The 18,663-nt window shown below is 47.6% G+C and carries 14 protein-coding genes; 4 read left to right on the forward strand and 10 right to left on the reverse strand.

The window, feature by feature from the left end; genetic code table 11:
• Positions 1 to 101: 101 nt before the first annotated feature.
• The gene (locus tag GC102_RS15325; protein ID WP_171690321.1) at positions 102 to 689 is read left to right on the forward strand and encodes a guanylate kinase; all 588 of its coding nucleotides are present in this window, start codon (positions 102 to 104) and stop codon (positions 687 to 689) included.
• Between the two features lie 91 nt (positions 690 to 780).
• Positions 781 to 1,929 (forward strand): virulence factor, encoded by a 1,149-nt coding sequence (locus tag GC102_RS15330; RefSeq protein ID WP_171690322.1) that lies wholly within the window; start codon positions 781 to 783, stop codon positions 1,927 to 1,929.
• A gap of 491 nt (positions 1,930 to 2,420) precedes the next feature.
• Here the strand turns inward: GC102_RS15330 and GC102_RS15335 are convergent, their stop codons facing one another.
• Together GC102_RS15335 and GC102_RS15340 are read right to left on the reverse strand one after the other, a co-directional pair.
• The gene (locus tag GC102_RS15335; protein ID WP_171690323.1) at positions 2,421 to 3,671 is read right to left on the reverse strand and encodes a M48 family metallopeptidase; all 1,251 of its coding nucleotides are present in this window, start codon (positions 3,669 to 3,671) and stop codon (positions 2,421 to 2,423) included.
• On the reverse strand, positions 3,668 to 4,174 hold the full coding sequence (locus GC102_RS15340) for a hypothetical protein (RefSeq protein ID WP_171690324.1): 507 nt from the start codon (positions 4,172 to 4,174) through the stop codon (positions 3,668 to 3,670). The genes GC102_RS15335 and GC102_RS15340 overlap by 4 nt, the downstream gene beginning before the upstream one ends.
• A 274-nt stretch (positions 4,175 to 4,448) precedes the next feature.
• Here GC102_RS15340 and GC102_RS15345 point away from each other — a divergent pair, with 274 nt between their 5' ends.
• Entirely contained in the window at positions 4,449 to 5,222 is a 774-nt protein-coding gene (locus GC102_RS15345; protein ID WP_171690325.1) for a C39 family peptidase, read from the forward strand.
• Positions 5,223 to 5,269: 47 nt separating this feature from the next.
• On the opposite strand, the gene infC is transcribed toward GC102_RS15345, so the two are convergent.
• On the reverse strand, positions 5,270 to 5,755 hold the full coding sequence (gene infC / locus GC102_RS15350; protein WP_171690326.1) for a translation initiation factor IF-3: 486 nt from the start codon (positions 5,753 to 5,755) through the stop codon (positions 5,270 to 5,272).
• Between the two features lie 76 nt (positions 5,756 to 5,831).
• On the opposite strand from infC, the gene yxiS reads away from it, so the two are divergent.
• Positions 5,832 to 6,140 carry a protein YxiS gene (gene yxiS / locus GC102_RS15355; RefSeq protein ID WP_171649491.1) on the forward strand — a complete coding sequence of 103 codons (309 nt, stop codon included), beginning with the start codon at positions 5,832 to 5,834 and terminating at the stop codon, positions 6,138 to 6,140.
• 8 nt (positions 6,141 to 6,148) lie between these two features.
• Here yxiS and GC102_RS15360 read toward each other — a convergent pair whose 3' ends face one another.
• The 7 genes from GC102_RS15360 to GC102_RS15390 all read right to left on the reverse strand — a co-directional run bounded on the left by GC102_RS15360 (position 6,149) and on the right by GC102_RS15390 (position 18,661).
• Positions 6,149 to 7,177, reverse strand: coding sequence for an LLM class flavin-dependent oxidoreductase (locus GC102_RS15360; protein ID WP_171690327.1), 1,029 nt, complete (start codon positions 7,175 to 7,177; stop codon positions 6,149 to 6,151).
• An 868-nt stretch (positions 7,178 to 8,045) separates the two neighbouring features.
• Positions 8,046 to 11,177, reverse strand: coding sequence for an alpha-mannosidase (locus GC102_RS15365; protein WP_171690328.1), 3,132 nt, complete (start codon positions 11,175 to 11,177; stop codon positions 8,046 to 8,048).
• A gap of 24 nt (positions 11,178 to 11,201) precedes the next feature.
• The gene (locus GC102_RS15370; RefSeq protein WP_216628067.1) at positions 11,202 to 11,957 is read right to left on the reverse strand and encodes a sugar phosphate isomerase/epimerase family protein; all 756 of its coding nucleotides are present in this window, start codon (positions 11,955 to 11,957) and stop codon (positions 11,202 to 11,204) included.
• On the reverse strand, positions 11,954 to 12,895 hold the full coding sequence (locus GC102_RS15375; RefSeq protein WP_171690329.1) for an aldo/keto reductase: 942 nt from the start codon (positions 12,893 to 12,895) through the stop codon (positions 11,954 to 11,956). The genes GC102_RS15370 and GC102_RS15375 overlap by 4 nt, the downstream gene beginning before the upstream one ends.
• Positions 12,896 to 12,951: 56 nt before the next feature.
• On the reverse strand, positions 12,952 to 15,990 hold the full coding sequence (locus GC102_RS15380) for a glycoside hydrolase family 2 TIM barrel-domain containing protein (protein WP_312883288.1): 3,039 nt from the start codon (positions 15,988 to 15,990) through the stop codon (positions 12,952 to 12,954).
• 20 nt (positions 15,991 to 16,010) lie between these two features.
• The gene (locus tag GC102_RS15385) at positions 16,011 to 17,294 is read right to left on the reverse strand and encodes a glycoside hydrolase family 125 protein (RefSeq protein WP_171690331.1); all 1,284 of its coding nucleotides are present in this window, start codon (positions 17,292 to 17,294) and stop codon (positions 16,011 to 16,013) included.
• Entirely contained in the window at positions 17,294 to 18,661 is a 1,368-nt protein-coding gene (locus GC102_RS15390) for a family 4 glycosyl hydrolase (RefSeq protein WP_171690332.1), read from the reverse strand. The genes GC102_RS15385 and GC102_RS15390 overlap by 1 nt, the downstream gene beginning before the upstream one ends.
• Between the last annotated feature and the right edge of the window lie 2 nt (positions 18,662 to 18,663).

The following is an 18,663-nucleotide window of genomic DNA, read 5'->3' on the forward strand; positions in this document are numbered from 1 at the left end:
TAAATACGGCTGCAAGAGATCCTACTCATCAAAAATCGTTTCATACCGTTGCACGCACGTAGGATTTACCCCCCACAATTCCCATTAAGGAGGTATGTTCCATGTACGCATTAAAGGACAAGGAAATGATTTTTGTATTCACCGGTCCTCACGGTGCTGGTCGTAAGACGGTCGCGGAAATGTCAGGCTCTACGCTCGGCATGAAGCAGGTCATCTCCTACACCACCAGACCTCCGAAGGCTACCGAAGAAGATGGTCAAGATTATCACTTTATCTCTCCGGCTGAGTTTGTTAAAGCCCAAGCTGCCGGTGAATTCATTGAGGTTAGTACAGTTAATGACCATTTGTATGGCATCAAAAGTGCAGATATTGAACACATGTTCGAGCTTAGCGGCAGCATTTATTTAATCTTGAACCGTTTTGGCGCCGAAACCCTCAAAAAGATTTACGGAGATCACGTAGTCCTTATCTTCATTCATGCCGGGCGGGATAAACTTGAACAACGGATGAAAGAAAGTGGAGACTCTGAAGAAGTCATTACAAAGTATCTCTCTTATTACGAAGATGAATTAGCTTTCCGTGACCAATGTGATCATGTCTTTGAAAATGTGGATTTAGCGCATACGGTGTTTGATTTAACGAAAACGTTGGATCAGTACTTAAATCGCAATCTAGTTGATTTAGATTAAACGGCAGTAAATGCCTATAACAGGCCTGGACGGAACTTCGTCCGGGTCTTTTCACATGCGGCTGCAATGCCTTTTAAAAGGAGTTGTCCACTTGAAAATTATATCTATTGAACCGACACCTAGCCCGAATTCGATGAAACTCAATATGGATGAGTCGCTTCCCACTGGTGTGCGAAAAACCTATACAAAAGAAAACAGCAAGCAGGCACCTGAAAACATTGGGCAATTGTTGGCTGTCCAAGGCGTGATTAGTGTGTTCCACGCTGCGGATTTCATCGCCGTAGACCGTACCTCTAAGGGGGACTGGCAGTTCATTCTGGCGAGAGCCCGTGAGATTTTTGGGGAAGCGCAGCCATCTGCCGACGGAGGCCTGCCTCCGGAACAGCAGCCCACGGCTGATGCCGCATTCGGTGAGGCACAAGTCCTCGTGCAGATGTTTCGTGGTATCCCGCTCCAGGTGAGGGTACGCGCTGGCGCTGAGGAAGTGCGCGTAGGAATGCCGCAGCGTTTCACTGAGGCGGCAGTTCGCGCAGGTACGGCATCGCCGAACCTGATTAAGGAGCGGAAGCTCGAGGAGCTCGGCGTACGCTACGGCGAGCTCGGGGACATCGCGGGCGAAGTCGTCCAGGAGCTGGACGCTTCTTACGACGACGCCCGCGTCGAAAGCTTGGTCTCCCTCGCGATGCAGGAGACCTCAGAAACTTCCCCTGCGGAGGAATCCGCAGGGGTTGAAGATGCTAGCGCAGCCCTTGCACAGCTGCGCCATAGCGACTGGAAGCTGCGCTACGCCGCGCTTCAGAAGATCCAGCCGTCGCTTGAGACGCTGCCGCTTCTCGTCCATGCCCTGCAGGACGAGAACACGTCGATTCGGCGACTGGCAACCGTATACCTCGGGGATATCAAGGAACCCGAGGTACTGCCCTTCCTATATCGTGCCCTCGAGGACGATACACCTTCCGTTCGGAGGACCGCAGGCGATACGCTGTCCGACATCGGAGATCCTGCCGCCATACCGGCCATGGCGAAGGCTCTCAAAGACCGCAACAAGCTAGTCCGCTGGCGCGCGGCGCGCTTCTTGTACGAAGTAGGAGACAACACTGTGCTCAGTGACTTGCACCAAGCGGTAGATGACCCCGAATTCGAGGTGCGCATGCAGGTGAAAATCGCACTCGAACGCATCGAAGGCGGGCATGCCGCCGAAGGCTCCGTCTGGCAGCAAATGACTCGTAGAAACGAATAGTGTTTGGTGGAAGTTACACCTTCTTTTGGTAAGCGGGCTTGTAAGGTTAATGCCAAAGCAAGCTACGCCCAAAAGGTTTCTCAACGTGTAAAGTTGTAATTTGTACAACTTTTAGGCAAGCAAATCCACGTTTTCCACCCGAATGTTGTAAAAAATACAATAGTTTCGGCTAAAGCTCTAAAAGCCTATACAAAGGCTAATTTGTTGTAGAAGATACAACATTCTTAGCTTTCCAAGAAGAAATCAAGTAAATTGTTGTACTCTGTACAACTTGCTTTTCTAATTAAGGTCAGCTCCGTCGCCACACCCCTTTTCTATTTGTAAAAAAAGCACGGAAGGCATCCAGAATTTCAGGACAGCTTCCGTGCTTTTTTCTCCTGCCTACTTTATACTTGCGCCTTACCTTTTACTCTCTCTTCTCTCTTCTCTCTTCTCTCTTCTCTCTTCTCTCTTCTCTCTTCTCCTACTCCTATTCCTACTTCTACTCTTCCCTATCGCTTATCAAACTGCTCGAAATACAAAATCCGCTCCAAAATCGTTGGATGCGAGCCGCGGAACCACTGAACCAGCTTAGGTTGTGTGACCGGGCTGAGATTTTCTTTGGCAATGTGTTGAAATGCGCGGATTGCGGCGCTGCCGTCTCCGGTCATTTTCATAGCATAGGCATCTGCTCGATGTTCGATGACTCTCGAGAACGCATTTTGCGCTGGCGCCGAGGCAAAACTCATCATCGTCACAATAAGCAGCAAGATCGGCAGAGCAGCTAAATCGTTTTCCCCTCGTATTCCCCAAATTGAACCCCAACGCCGGATAAACAAACGATAAGCATGAAAGGCAAGCCAGAAACCGATAAAACTAAGTAGGATTCCGTAGGCAATCCCTAGATAGATATGCCGCTCGGCGTAATGTCCCATTTCATGAGCCATCACGGTCAAAATCTCATCAGGCTGCAGCTTCTTCAGTATCGTATCCCAAAGAACGATGCGCGCGTTCCCTCCAATGCCATTCACATAGGCATTAATTGTATGAGTCCGCTCAGACATATTGACTTCATATACTTGATCCGCAGGGATGTTGGATTGCGCAGCAAGCTGGAGTATTTGTGCCTTTAGCTCTTGATTTTGAAGCGGTTGAAAATCGTGATACAGCGGATCCAGCACAACGGGCTGGATGAAGGTGACAAACAAAATAAGCGGAATAGATACCAGCCAGAACCATAGCCACCAACGGTTAGGACTCCATTTTAGCACCCCTCTAAAAATCCAGACGATAACTGTCGTACCCGAGACATTAATCAGAAAATCTTTGCCATGATCACTCCAGAACATGGTTAGTGTTTCCGTGGACAACCCATAAGCCTGATCTATTTTGAACAGGAAATAATCAATCGGCAGCAAGAGCACGTCCATAAGTAAGGTAAATAAAAGCACAAAAGCAACCATCTGCAGGAAGGAAGCGCGGAACAACCTTTCTGACATACTGCGAAACCTTACTGCAATTCCGAGCAGTGCCAACAGGACCCCCATCTGTAGTGGAGTACTTAGGAAAAAGACAAGCGACCGTATGCGCGACAAGGACTCGGCCTTTGTAATTTCTTGTGTGGTCATGAACGTATGCGGGTCTGCAATGGTTCCAATTAGTGCATATGGGATGTGGAACAAGTCCCCTTTTAAGAAGTAAACGATCAAGGTTAACGCATATACACCAAAAGCTACGATAAGTCCCATGTAGAAACGCTTCATTTCATACCTCCACGACCAACTTCGTTCAAGTTAATCAATAACCAGTCTGGTGTGAAATCTCTAGACAGGAGCCACACCTGGGTGAAATGTCCATGCGGTAGTACCAAGTTACGCTTCCGGCCAAGTATATCGGACATCCCAAACAAAAGGGATAGATTACGAATAAGCAGCATGCAGGGATAATCATGTGAGTAATCTTTAAATTTATGTTCCTTACTTTGAATTCGGTCATTAATGACCTTAATAAACGTATCTATTCCTTCGACACTAGGCTTAGTCAGCTCAGAACGCGATAGCATAAGCCGTGCTTCCTCGGTATCGTAGAACAGATGGGTGACTTCTAACCCGATTCGATTATTCCTGGCATCCTCAAGCAGTGCGTCCGGCTTCTCTTGCTGCTGAACCATACGAAGGGGAACCTCGTTGTTCACATTGTATAACTCCAGAAAGATATCAATAGCGGCTTGTTCCAATGCCTTTTTCTGATCCTCGTGTTTATTCATAAGTCTCCCTTTATATCCGTTAAACGAGTCTTTGCTCCCATTTTACCCTATTCTATGTGCATATACCTCACAAGTTCATATGAACGCTCTAAAAAACCTATACCCTCGCAATAATCCGTTCTCCTAAACTATGCTGCAGAGTTGTCATTGTATGTGCATTGATTAGATCATTTTCACTTTGCAGAAATAAATGGCCGAGTCCTTTATTTGATTTTTGCATTTTCCCATGTTGTAATGAGAAGATAACCCAGATTGGACGTGGGAAATGAAGAAAATGGCTTGTTGCTTTTTAGTGTTATTCTGCATCTTTTGTTTGGCAATCGCTATGCCAACATCTCCTGCCCTGGAGCAGGTATTACCTATATCCGTCACTAAACCACATCTAGATGGTACAGAACAACCAATATCAATATCAAATTCATTACATACCCCTGCACCATCCATTCAACCCAATAAGGAGCATCATTTTCAGTTACAAAATATTCCTGCCCTATCGCAACTGCCCGAGCTGCCGAACGGATGCGAAGCAGTCGTTGCCACGATGCTGCTTAACTGGGCTGGAGTCCCAGTACCCAAAGAGGAAGTCGCTGACGCACTCCCCTTAGGTGAGTTGCCCTATGTGAATGACGACGGTGCATTTATTGGCAGTAATCCCAAAAGTGTATTTGTAGGTAACCCTTATGAGGTAGGTTATGGTATTTATCATAAGCCGATCGCGGACATGCTGGATCAATGGTTACCTGGTCGAGTGAAGGATTTATCTGGCATAGCCTTTGAAGATTTGCTCACGATTATTTCCCGAGGAAAACCGGTAATGATCTGGGCAACCGAACATATGGACATACCTTATCTGGAGATGGAATGGCAGGATGAGAAGGGGCAGCTAGTCGAGTGGTATCAACCTGAACACGCTTTACTATTAACAGGCTGGGACGACGATTACGCTTATATGAACGATCCTATGACCGGAAAACAGGAATCCTATGCTTTATCTGATTTCAAAACAGTCTGGGAGCAGATGGGGTCTCAAGCGATTACAGTTAATTAATAAAAAGCATGAACTGCTCGATCTATCCCGAGTAGTCCATGCTTTTTTTAAATGGGATCCATTTGCACAGCCGCTTGCTTACCGCTAAGCTGTATGCCTGTGTGCTTACGTCCATGCGAGCTCAAATCTTTGGTCAGCGTCTCAAGCAATTCTTTGGCCTTCGCGCCTTCTTTGCCTGATATCTTCACGACCAGCAGCACAGCGTCACCGCCTTGCAGAATGCGCTCCGCCTGCTGCCTCTTCGTCTCCAAGTCATGATCTTCGATGTGAGGTGTTAAGCGGAGCTCCTTGACTTTCGGTGCTTGCTCCCGCTTGCGGGCCTGCTGCTTTTCCTGTTGTGCTTCTTGCTTCGCTTGCCCAGCGCCTATGAGCTTACATGGAGGAGGACTGCTCATGAGCGAGGTGCAGATTAAATCCACTTTCAGCTGTTTCGCTAGCAGCAGTGCTTCCTTCGTGAGCATAACGCCTAGATCTTCGCCATGTAGTCCCGTAACATGTACCTCGGATGCTTTGATTTTCTCATTCTTAATCATTGTGATTACACCTAATCTTTCGCTATAATGAACCCATCAACAGGAAGAGGTTGTTTAAGGAGATGTCTATACAAATATGAATAATAAACAATTAGAAGAGCAAATGATCGAAAATTACAAACGTGAAGAGCATATGATGATCCTCGTTTTTGCACAATGGTGTATCAACCATGATTTGGATCCTGCTGCGCTTTATCATAGCGCCTATCCCGACCAGCCTAATAACGAATCGCTGCAGCAAGCCCTTGATTTAACGGTTCCCAAAGAAGAAGCCGGTGAAGTCCCTGATGATACGGTACTAGGCGTACTATCTCTATTCGGCAATGAGGAGCTAGCCTTTATCGTCACACAAGAAATCGATAAGCGTCCGAGTAAGAACCGTTAATCGTTTGTTTAAAATGCATGCTGCCTCATCTCAAGTTTAAAAGCTTCTGCCAACAATTCAATCGTCTGCAGTCTCGTCTCAAAGCGGTAGCCGCCGGCCACCACCATCACTTCGTCGACTTGGTAGCTTTCGGCTAAGTTCAGCAGTTGCTCCCTTACTTGGTTCGGATCACCAATAATCATACGGGATCGATTGTCCCTAACCCTTGTTTGATCCCAATCTGAGTACGTATAGTCAGCCGCTTCTTCGGGCGATTTCACTCCTGTGAATTCGCCCTTTTCCATTTGCAGGATACGCAAATCAATCGAAGCCGCAAGCTCCTCAGCCTCCGCCTGCGTCTCAGCGCACAGCACATAGATGCACACCGTCGCCTGCGGTACGACATTCAGCGCGGACGGTCGGAACGAGCTGCGGTAGCTGCGCACCGCATGCTGCCCTCCCGCTCCGTTGATGAAGTGCGCGAAGCAGAACGCTGCGCCTGCTTGCGAGGCATACACCCCGCTCTGCCCGGTGGAGCCGAGCAGCCACACCTGGGGCATCGAGTCCACCAAAGGGGTGGCGCGGATGCCCTCGAACACGTGCCCGGGTTCCACCGAGTCGGCGAGGAACCCGAGTAGATCCGTGACTTGCGCTGGGAACCGCTCAAGTCCTTCGAACATATCAGCGCTGATGCCTCGCAGCGCTTTGGCCGTATGCGGCGTGCCTCCGGGCGCACGCCCGATGCCAAGGTCGATGCGCCCCGGGTAGAGCGCTTCGAGCATACGGAAATTCTCAGCGACCTTGTAGGGGCTGTAATGGGGCAGCAGCACGCCGCCGGAGCCGAGCCGAATACGACTCGTACGGGCAGCCAGCGTGGAGAGAAGCACCTCTGGCGAGGAGCCCGCAAGGCCTGCCGAGTTATGATGCTCCGACACCCAGAATCGGGTGTAGCCTAGACGATCGGCCACCTGAGCCAACCCAATTGTTTGCTGTAACGCCTCGCTATGCGTAAACCCGGATGATACCGGTGACTGATCAAGAATACTTAGCTTCAGCATTGTCATCCCTTCTTTCTGAGTCATCTGCCGATGATCTTGATTATACAACGTCCGACCAGCAAAAGAAAAAGGACAAACCCCTAATGGCGTTGTCCCGAATTGTTAAATTTTGATTAATCCATTCCTCTTACTTACTAAAAGTGTATGGTTACGGGGGAATTTTATGCCGGTCTTTTTTCCAAACCGTAGTTTTTCAATACACTTTTATTTTTAATTGTGTGTTCGAACTCCATTGTCTAAAGACTCACATGAAGTTGCTGGATGAATGAATCCTATTCTCGGTTGAATGATGTTGTAGAATGTGCAACAATTTCTCCCTAGATCCCGCCTCTCTCCCATCAATCTTGCATCATGTACAACAATTGGACCCCATACAGGCCATTTCGCAACAAATAGGCTCAAAATGTTGTACAAACTGCAACTTCAACCTACAAAATAGCCTTTTGGTGTGTGAATTGTTGTAGAGAATACAACATTGGTAACCACTATTGCCGAGGAGGTGTGCCTGCCAGTTGTGACGAGGCAAAATCTGAATAAACGAAGAGGGGCTGTCCCCAAAGAAAGTAGATAAATCTACTTTCTTTGGGGACAGCCCCTTTTGGTCGATTGACCTTCTGGGACATTCGAATCGGTATTCAGAACGAAATTCATAGCTCCATTGGATTTTTCCAATGGAATTTGCTCTTTGGCTTCGAAATTTGTGCTTCTATTGGAATAAATCCAATGGAATTGGCTTTTAGGCCGGCAAATTCCTACTTCCACTGGATTAATCCAGTGGGAGCAGCTGGCAAACTGCAACATTCACAAAGGTGGGGCTGAATTTTTCAGTGGGAATTTAGGGTTTAGATTCAGGTTTTCCAACCGTTACCTAAACTTCAAGACTAACAAGAAATGTCTTAATTTCATAAGGCTTCAGCTCAATATTAGCAGCATCAACATCTCCGATAGGACGTTCCATCAAATCACATTCCTGCAGGGATCGAATTTTAAAATCGCTCTTAATATCCACATGGGTACGGACTCCAGCAAACTCATGGATACGCAGCACCAGTCTCTCTCCATCCTCTGATTTCTTGATCGCATCCGCCATCACGTTTGGAGCAGAGAATTCGAACATGGAAAGTGTACCTTGCGTTGGAACACCAACGTAACTTGTCAGCGGATTATTAAGCGCCCATGCTTCCTGTACCGTGCCGCCTGCATACCAATCCCCCGCATGAGGGAGAAGAGCATACACAAAGGAATGTTCCCCAAGATCAGCTGTCGGGTCCGGATGAATCGCGGATTTAATTAGCGATAAGCGCATGACGTTATCCTTAATGTCGTAGCCATACTTACAATCATTCAGTAAGCTTACGCCGTATCCACGTTCGGACAAGTCCGCCCATTGGTGCCCAACGGATTCAAAACGCGCCCAATCCCAGCTCGTGTTCCAATGCGTCGGACGCTTGACATTACCGAACTGGATATCGTAAGTAGCCTCCGTAGAACGCACGTCTACCGGGAATGCAACCTTAAGGAGCTGCTGACGTTCTTGCCAGTCGATATGGGTGCTGAAATCAATGCGTCGGCTGCCTGCGTAGACAGTCATCGACTGCGAGATCGTAGACTTCGCAAAGTTCCATTTGAATACAACAGTTGCTGCTAATGGTCCCTCTTCAACGAGCTCAACCGATACAAGATCGGTAACTTCGCGCATTTTTTCTTGGTAGAAAATATCAATATCCCAAGCGTCGAAATCAATCGGCTTATCTTCAAACACCTGCAGAACGTTGCCTCGCGAGTTTGCCTCAAGCACATTCCGGCGATTATCTAAGTCGAATACGCGAACCAATTGACCGGATTCGTTCCATTCGATTTCATAATGAGGCGTTTTTAACGAGCGTCCTTCCAGTTGGAAAGGCATCTCCTCAGCCGCATTTGTTTGAGATTGATCTGTAAAGTGAATCGTCGTCATACCTAATGATGGCATCTTAGGTGCGTCGATGATCCAGCGGCCATCTGTGTATTGCGATTTCAATTGGTTGCCTTCCCGATCTGTCCAAACGCTGCCAATCGCAGCTTTTTCCCCAGGGATTACAACAAGATCACTGCGTTCCCATGAAGCGCTGTTCAGAACCGTTACCGCACCTTTTTCCTGCTGTGTTCCAATTCGTGCTGCAGCTTCATTCCAAGCGGATGTCCCTATAGACATAGCTTCCGCATATTCCTCACGACTGTCCTCGTAGACTTCAGTAATCGAAGAACCAGGAATAATATCATGGAACTGATTGCGTAAAATGATAGTCCAACCCTTGTTAAGCATCTCCTGTGGATAAACGCTCCAATCGGATTTCAACAAAGCAGCCAAAGCGCTGACATATTCCGTTTCACGATAGAGAAGCTCCAGCTTACGATTCATTCGTTTGATATAGGCTTGGCTCGTATAAGTCCCCCGGTGATATTCAAGATACAATTCACCGTCCCATGTATGCACATAACGGTCAGTTGCTTCAACTGTTTCATGTAACCGCTCAAAGTATTCATCTGCGCGACCTGTTTTCACTTGTGGCAGGCCAGGCATATCTTCCAAACGACGGCGCATCTCCAGCATCTCTCGATTGACACCGCCTCCGCCATCTCCATAACCATAAGAAAGCAGAAGCTCTTGATTCACTTCCTTATCACGGTAGGCGTCCCAAGTACCTTTGACCGTCATTGGCGTCACCATGCCGTTGTACGTATAGAAGAAAGAGTTAGCTTCTTCCCAATCGCCAGGTGTTGTAATGAAATGCGTCAAAACTTCGGTTCCATCAATTCCCCGCCATTTGAAGGTATCGTGTGGCATACGATTGAACTGGTTCCAGCTGATTTTGGTCGTCATGAATGTATCGAAACCGGATTTCCGCAAAATTTGCGGCAGCGCCCAGCTGTACCCGAATACGTCGGGAAGCCATAAATAGTTGCTTTCCACTCCGAACTCTTCACGTATAAATCGGGTCCCGTGTAAAAATTGTCTCACCAACGATTCCCCGGAGGTTAGGTTGCAATCCGCTTCCAACCACATGCCTCCGCCAACTTCCCAGCGCCCCTCACGTACACGCTCAAGGATTTGCTCGTAAATATCAGGATAATCTTGCTTGATATAGGCGTACAGTTGAGGTTGCGTCTGCAAAAACACATAGTCCGGGAATCGTTCCATTAGGCGCAGCACGGTTGAGAACGAGCGTGCACATTTCTCCCGAGTATGCTTAAGTCTCCACAACCAAGCCACATCAATATGGGTATGCCCAATACAAGTAACCGTAACCGGATGTTTCTTCTCCATCTGATTTAATTCCTCAAGCAGCAGCTCACGGGAACTATAGACGGATTCATAGTAGGCGTCCGAGAGCGGATTCGACCAATCAACTAGCTTAAAAGAACGATCGAGCGCTTTAACTAACTGAGTACGTTCAGGATGGTTAGCATCCAGACTGCGGATTGTTTCCAGCACAGCCCGTCCTGTGTAGTAAAAATCGTCAACCCGCTCATCCAGCCAGCAGATTTCAGCGCGATTTACCGTATGCTTCTTCTCGCGCGGTTTCCCGCCTCCTTCGAGTCCTGACCACAGGCGGATATCCATCCGCCCCTGCGTACCTGCCGCTTCTTCCGGCAAAAATACTTCTTGATGGTTCGAATCTACGCCCTGAAAAGGGGAACCGTTCCAATATAATAAGGATTCGAAACCGTCATTGTTGCCTCCGCCCGTTTCACCGAAATCGAAGCGCCCCAAAATGGTTTTGTCTGCCCATTCCTTTGGAACGTCAATCGTGCGCGATAGCCACACGTAGCGGTCGCGCCCTTTCCAAGTCTCACCTGTCTTCAGTTCAAACGTAGGCTGCGTGACTGGCGGCCTTGCTCCAATCGTTCCTTCCTCGTCTTCCGTAGCTGAAAATCGCTCCAAAGGTACCGCTTCGCGATACCGGGTTTCGCTTAATTCGCGCAGTCTCGCTTCCAGCTTCGATTCTGTAAAAAACATATCGAATCTCTCCTCCTATCGATTTCAATGAATCAATTTCTCTAGCTTGAGCAAATTGCTATAACTTAACGCCAAACTATCCATCGGGTTTCCCGGGCAATAATCTTGCTCAACAGCGAACCATTCTACCCCATTTTGCAATCCCCACTTCAGGATCGGTGCGAAATCAATCAATCCAGTTCCGATTTCAGCAAAATATTTTCTTTCGTCTGCTGTAATATCCTTCAGATGAAGGATTGGCATACGAAAAGCATAATTTTGGATGAAAGATAGCGGATCTTGATCCGCTTTTTTTACCCAGTAGGTATCAATCTCCGCATAAATAGCCGGATCCTCAAGCAAATATTCCAACGCAAATTTTCCGTCGATTGTCGTATGAAACTCAAAATCGTGATTATGATAACCTACGCGGTATCCCATCGCACTTACTTTGGAAGCGGCTTGCAACAAATCTTGGCGCACGCTAGCATATCCTTCTGGATTCTGCAGCCCATCCGGTAGGGAGTGGCAGATCAAATCCTTCGTATCGAAAAGTCGAGCCTCCTCCAATACGGCGTCCATATCGTTCTTCAATCGCTCCAAACCGACATGCATACCAGCCGTTTGCAATCCAATCTCCTTCATTACCGCAGCAATATCTTTCGCGGGGTTTCCATGTAACCCATCGATTTGGACGGCTGCCCATCCCATCTTTTTCAGTTCTCTCAACACGCTTGGGAAATCTTTTTTCAATTCGTTTCTCAAGGTATATAATTGCGCTGCCAATTTATGTTTGATCATTCCGCCATCTCCTCCCTTTTCAAATCCAACCATTCGACCTCTTGCTCAGTTAAGGGCAGATTCATAGCTTGTATGGAGGAATCCAGTTCCTCGGGGTTTCGAGGCCCAATGATGGCACATGTCGGGAATGACTGATTAAGTACGTATGATAAGGCAATTTGAATCGGTGTAACCTGTTTCTCTTCCGCCAGCTTTGCGGCACGACGATAACGTTCCCAGTTGTTTTCGCTGTAGTACACGCGTACCATTTCCTCATCCGCACGATTGTCTGGTGTGAAATTTCCTGAGAAAAACCCGCCAGCTTGGGCGGACCATGCCAATAATGGCAGCTGATTGACCGAATGCCATCCGCAGGTTTCCTCATCTGCCGAAACGCAGCCTTCCCAGCGAGGTACGTTAGGCTTAGCAAGACTAAGATTCGGACTGCTGAATGAAAAACCTGTGAGTTTATGGGCAGCCGCGTACTCATTCGCTTCCTGGATTCGCTTATGCGACCAGTTAGATGCTCCAATTGCCCGGATTCGCTTGGCCTCAAGGTGTGCATTCAGCTCTTCAATGATCGGTCCGACCGCAACGTCCGGATCGTCCCGGTGCAGCGCATATAGATCGACATACTCCGTTCCTAGCCTTTCCAGACTTTCTGTCAAATCCTTGCGGATCGCTTCGGGATTTACCCGTGGACCCGGACTCCCGTCATCATGATGAGCACCCTTCGTTAGAATGACCACATTCTCTCGGTTTTTTTGCTCCGCGAGCCATTGGCCGAGAACCAGTTCTTTCCCGCGATATTGATGGGCAGTATCGAAGGCATTGCCGCCTGCACGAATGTAAGCATCCAGCATCATCCGTTCTGGCTCTTCCAATTTTCTCAAATCTCCCGTTCCCATGAACAACCGGGAAATGGGTTTATCTACGCCTTTAATATACATATATCTCATCCTGAGTCCTCCTTCAAACATTTGACCGACCAATCAAAGTGAGTACGGCTGCCGTTCTATTCATCCTCTTTAAACACCGGCAGCAAACGGAGTTCAAACGTGAATTCTTTTTCGTTAAGACGGTATGACTCAAGAAGCTCCGGCCCACATGAATTGGATCCTACTCCGCTCATCTTGTAATCCAGATGGACGATCGTTTCCTTCCTCTTCGCAAGCTCGTAGTTATGAGCCGCTCCTGTCAAATCCTCTGGGGTAAAATGGCCCACATTCAAGGAGAAATCCTCTGGAGAGGAAAACTTGATTCCCATCCCTTGCTCATTGGAAACAATAGCCCACTCTGTTCCATACCTGGACCCATTTTCCTGAGGCATAATGTAATCTTCGAACATCTCATCGACGGTCATCAGGTATCTGCCTTTTTTCACGCTTTGACGCTTGTCGATATAGCTCTCATGCGGCCCGAAGCCTAGGTATTCCACTTCCTCCATACCTTGAGGCATCGTAAGCTGAAGGCCAAAACGCGGAAGATAGACCTGCTTTTCTCCCACTTTTACTTGCAGCTTGACTGAAATCTCGCCAGCTCCATCTACTCTCCATATCGCTTCTCCATGAAGTATGGTAAACCGGCTATCTCCGCCGAGGGAGAAATCGCTCTTGATTTCAACAGACGTATCGCCTATTTTTGTCCATTCACAGCTGTAGGTTTTCATTGCTGTCCGGTCATAAGCGGCGTTCATCCATCTTTCCTTCACATGCATGTCATTATCCGTTGGAGCGCGCCAAATCGTAAGCCCAGCCGGAGCCTGTAGCATATTCACTCCCTGCTTGGAAATCTTCTGTATCATTCCGCTGTATAAGTCAAAGGTATGACAGAAATCAAAGCCTTCGATCTTCAGGATGTCTCCCTCCTGATAAGCTTGAAGAGGGGACATCTGCCGTAAGCTATCACCTGATTCTTTCACCTGCTGCACAGGTAATTCAAATTGTTCAAATGTGATTTCATAACCGGCTTCCGCCCAAATCGTCTGTTCCTTCAACCAACAGGATAAGGTAAGCATATAGGTTCCCGTTGATGTTTCCGGCAAATCATAGGGTATTGTCACCATTTGATGACCATGCGGTGCGGCTTCAACAGACCCAAGTTGTCCCTGTTGGACAACCAAACCATCCATCTCCACTTTCCAGTGAAACCCCAAATGAGATAAATGGATGAAGTCATAAAGGTTCGTCACCTTAATCGTACCTTTTCGCAAATCTTGTGCTTCTATGCGAATAGGCGCGATCACCTTTTTGAGCTCAAGCAGACCCGTATGCGGTTTCCTATACGGCGTGATCAGACCATCGATACAGAAATTCCCGTCGTTAGGCTTATCTCCAAAATTGCCACCATAAGCAAAGAAAGGCGTACCGTCTTTCGTCTCCGTCTTGATGCCGTGGTCGCACCACTCCCACACACAGCCGCCCATGAGCTTTGGATATCTGTAAATGGCATCCCAGTAATCCTTCAAATCGCCTGGCCCATTCCCCATAGCATGGCTGTATTCGCATAGGAACAGCGGCTTCTTTTGTTTCTCGTCCCGAGCATACGCTTCAATTTCTTGCACGGAAGCATACATTCGGCTTACCATATCGAGACTCTCCACGTCGGGATTAGCTTGACTCGAAGCAGCACCTTCATAATGAACCGGTATGGACGCATCACGCGACTTTGTCCATTCAGCCATCGCGATATGGTTAACATCGTAACCAGACTCGTTGCCCATGGACCACATCACGATCGATGGATGATTTTTATCACGTTCTACCATACGAATAGCCCGATCTAGAAACGAAGCTTTCCATTCAGGCTTCTGAGAAAGCAGATGGATATTCGTATCATCCCATTCCTCGCTGGCCGTCCCCATTCCATGGCATTCCAAGTCAGCTTCATCAATAACATAGAAACCGTACTCGTCGCACAGATCCATAAATCGGGAATCGTTCGGATAATGAGAAGTACGGATTGTGTTGATATTATGCTTCTTCATCAGAACGAGATCTTTGATCATATGATTCAGCGGAATCGTTTGTCCGAGCTCAGGATGGGAATCATGGCGATTGACGCCTTTTAGCTTGACCGCCTGTCCATTGATCTGGAAAACGCCGTCCGTAATTGTAATTTGCCTGAATCCGACTGGAAATTGAAGCACCTCATTACCACAATGAACATAGAGTTGGTACAGATTCGGTTTCTCGGCATTCCACAAGACCGGATTCGTCACCTCGAAGCGGAGCGTACCTTTGCCGTCGACAGAGGCTTCGTCCGTACCCACGATGTTACCTTCAGCATCCTTCAATTCGGCTCGGATCGTAGCCCGGCCCGTTGTCTCCAGTTCTGTCAACAGGGTAGCCTTGCGGAAACCGTCTTCGAACGTTTGTTTATTGAACACATCTCGAACATGGACGGAATCGCGTGCAAGCAAATACACATCCCGGAAGATTCCGGTATACCGCCACGCATCTTGGTCTTCCAGATAAGAACCGTCGCACCATTTCAACACCATGACGGCAATACGGTTCTTCCCTTCACGGAGTAAAGAGGATACATTGAATTCCGCAGGTACTCGGCTGCCTTGACTGTAACCAGCAAAGTTACCGTTTACCCAAAGGTAAAAGCACGAATTAACGCCTTCAAAGACGATATATTTATCCTTTTTGTCCCAGTGACCCGAAATATTGAATTCTCTCACATACAGTCCGACTGGGTTGGTATCCGGTACATAAGGGGGATCGCAAGGAAAAGGATAATTGATATTGGTGTATTGAAGCTGATCATAGCCATTCACCTGCCAGCAAGAAGGAACGATTAATTCATCCCAGGCGCTGACATTGGCCGATTCCTCATAGAAAGCTTCTTCTACCTCCCTAACACTGCGATGATATTGAAACTTCCAACTTCCGTTCAATGTCTGATAAAAAGGGGAACGAGCGCGTTTTCCGGATTTCGCCGATCCCGCATCCGCATAAGGGATGTAATGGGCTCGGGGAGTCTCCCTATTCACCTGCAAAACGCTTAAGTCTTCCCAATATCGATTGATGTGAATCAATGTGACCACTCTCTCCTTCGTCAAGACATCTATGAATTAAAGTAACCCTTTACCATCAAACGGTGGATCAACTCGCCGAATAAGCTGTTTGCCCAAGCAAACCATGGACGCGTATAATCGGACGGGGAATTCGGATCAAACCCTTCATGCATGTAGCCCGTATCCGCATCGGTGCGCAGCAGCATCTCCAGAAGCTCTCTTACTTCGCTTTCATCCTCCGAGGTAAGGGCCTGCATCGCCAGACTGATCGGCCAAATGTAGCCCGCCGGCGTATGTGGGCTTCCGATTCCCTTCGCATATTTCCCATCAAAGTAGTATGGATTGTCACTGCTTAGCACAAATCTACGCGTATTCTGATAGACTGGATCGTCAGAGGTCGTGTAACCCAAATAAGGAATCGACAGCAAACTGGGAACATTGGCGTCATCCATCAGGTTGTAATTGCCGAATCCGTCTGTTTCATACGCATAGATCTTTCCGTACTTAGGATGAAGATAAGTCCCGTAGTTTTGAATGCCAAAGTCTATCTCTTCTCGAAGCTCCGCTGCAAGCTGTACGCACTCCTGATCGTCCCATACGATCTTGGCAATTTCCTCGATGTATCGGAGCACCACTACCGCAAACATATTGGCGGGAATTAAATAGCCGAACGTACAGGCATCGTCGCTTGGCCGAAATCCGGACCAAGTCATCCCTGTATAATTTACGGGCATTCCCATCCGTTTATTACGCAGTGTATCACTTGGCGGACAATCTAAACGGGCGAACCTATAAGGAGATTCTTCGGCATGTCTTTGTTCTGTTTTCCATAGCGACATAATGGTGTGGACCGCTGACCGGAAGGAATCATCGAACATATCCGTCCGTCCGGTCGCCTTCCAAAACAAGTAAGACAGTTGGATCGGGTAACAGAGCGAATCAATTTCGTATTTGCGTTCCCAAATCCACGGATTCAGCTCGGTCAGATCCTGATCGTACCTATTATCGTTCGCTTCCTCATTAAACGCATTCGCATAAGGATCGATATGAATATAAGCGATTTGCCTGCGAATCAAGCCCGCTACTATTTCCTGCAGTTCTTTGTCTCCGGCCGTAAGCGGTAGATAATGCCTCACCTGCGCACTGGAATCCCTTAACCACATCGCCGGGATATCCCCGGTGAATACAAATGCGGTATTGTCGTTCATTAGTTTGGTCGTCGTTTCAAGTGTATTCGGATAGCAGTTCTTGAACATGGCGAGCAGCTTCGGATGCCCAGCAAGCTTAATCTCCGCTTTTTCAAGCAAGGATGTGACAGAATTCGGCAAGGTCATTATTTCCAATCCCCCAGAATATCCTTATAGGCTTCCAAATAATCATCGACAAGCAGCTTAGCAATGGAATAGGAATTAACAAGCGGATGAACGGTGAGTGCCTGGATGGCTAGATCACGTGATTTATGTTTGACAGCCTCAACGGTCAGACGCTCAAACAGCTTCACATTTTTCATTAGCAAACTCATTTCCTCCGGCACGGAACCGATCTGAACCGGCTTTGCCCCGTCTTTCGTGATTATGCAAGAAATTTCAACGACGTCATTATCCGCGAACCCTTCGATACTGCCTTCATTCGGTACAGACAGAACGATGTTGTTAGTCTCACCCGTTTGCAGCGACTCCACGAAATCCAGCATGACACCCGCATAGCCAAGTGAGTTAGGCAGTTCCAGCTTATCTGTAGGAAGAACTGGCTTCGACTCCGAGTTGGTTTCAATCGCCATGTAAGAAGCTTCCCTTTTTTGCGTATAGTATAAATAGGTTTGAATAGCTTCATCCGGATTGCTTTCAATATCCATCTTACGTAAGATATCCAACATTTCCTTATTATTCTCAGCGATCATCTGACCGCGCGTCATTCCTGATTTGACAATATTGGCGAAGGCCTTTTCGCGGTGGTAATAATAGTACAAATATTCATTTGGCAGAAAAGGAAGTGATTTCAGCAAATCGGTGTCGAACATTTTGAATTCATCCACTCGACTTGTAAAATCAGGATCATTCTTAAGCTCTGACATGATGTCTTTGCCTTGGTAAATCACTTTGGTCATCCATGACAAATGATTAAGTCCGAAAAACTCAACTTCAAGCTCCTTCGGATCGATCTCTAACGCTTCCGCCATTCGCAGCTTCGTATGGCTTGGCGAATCACAGATCCCGATCACCCGATCGTAACCCGCATTTCGCAATGCTTGCGTAACGAGTCCAGATGGGTTCGAGAAGTTAAATATCCAGGCCTGGGGTGCAAGCTCCTTAGCAATCTCGCAATATTCCATGAGAACTGGAATCGTACGAATCGCCATCGAGAAACCGGCTGGTCCAGTTGTTTCTTGACCGATCACGCCATGCTTTAGAGCGATCTGCTCATCTACATACCGTGACCATTCCTTACCTACACGTACCGTAGTTACAATGTAGTCCGCACCCTTAATCGCTTCGCGGCTATCTGTTGTCGTCTCCAACTGAAGGTTGATTCCGCTGCGATCGATTACGATCTGGCATAATTTCGAAATAATCGCTAGCTGCTCCTCATCCGTATCATGAAGAACAAGCTTAGTAATCCCGGCATCTTCTGCTTTTAACGTTAAGCTTTTTGTAAATAAAACGGCGCGAACCCCGCCGCCTCCGATTAAGGTCAATTTCATAA

This window comes from Paenibacillus germinis (assembly GCF_013141785.1).
GTDB lineage: Bacteria > Bacillota > Bacilli > Paenibacillales > NBRC-103111 > Paenibacillus_E > Paenibacillus_E phytorum.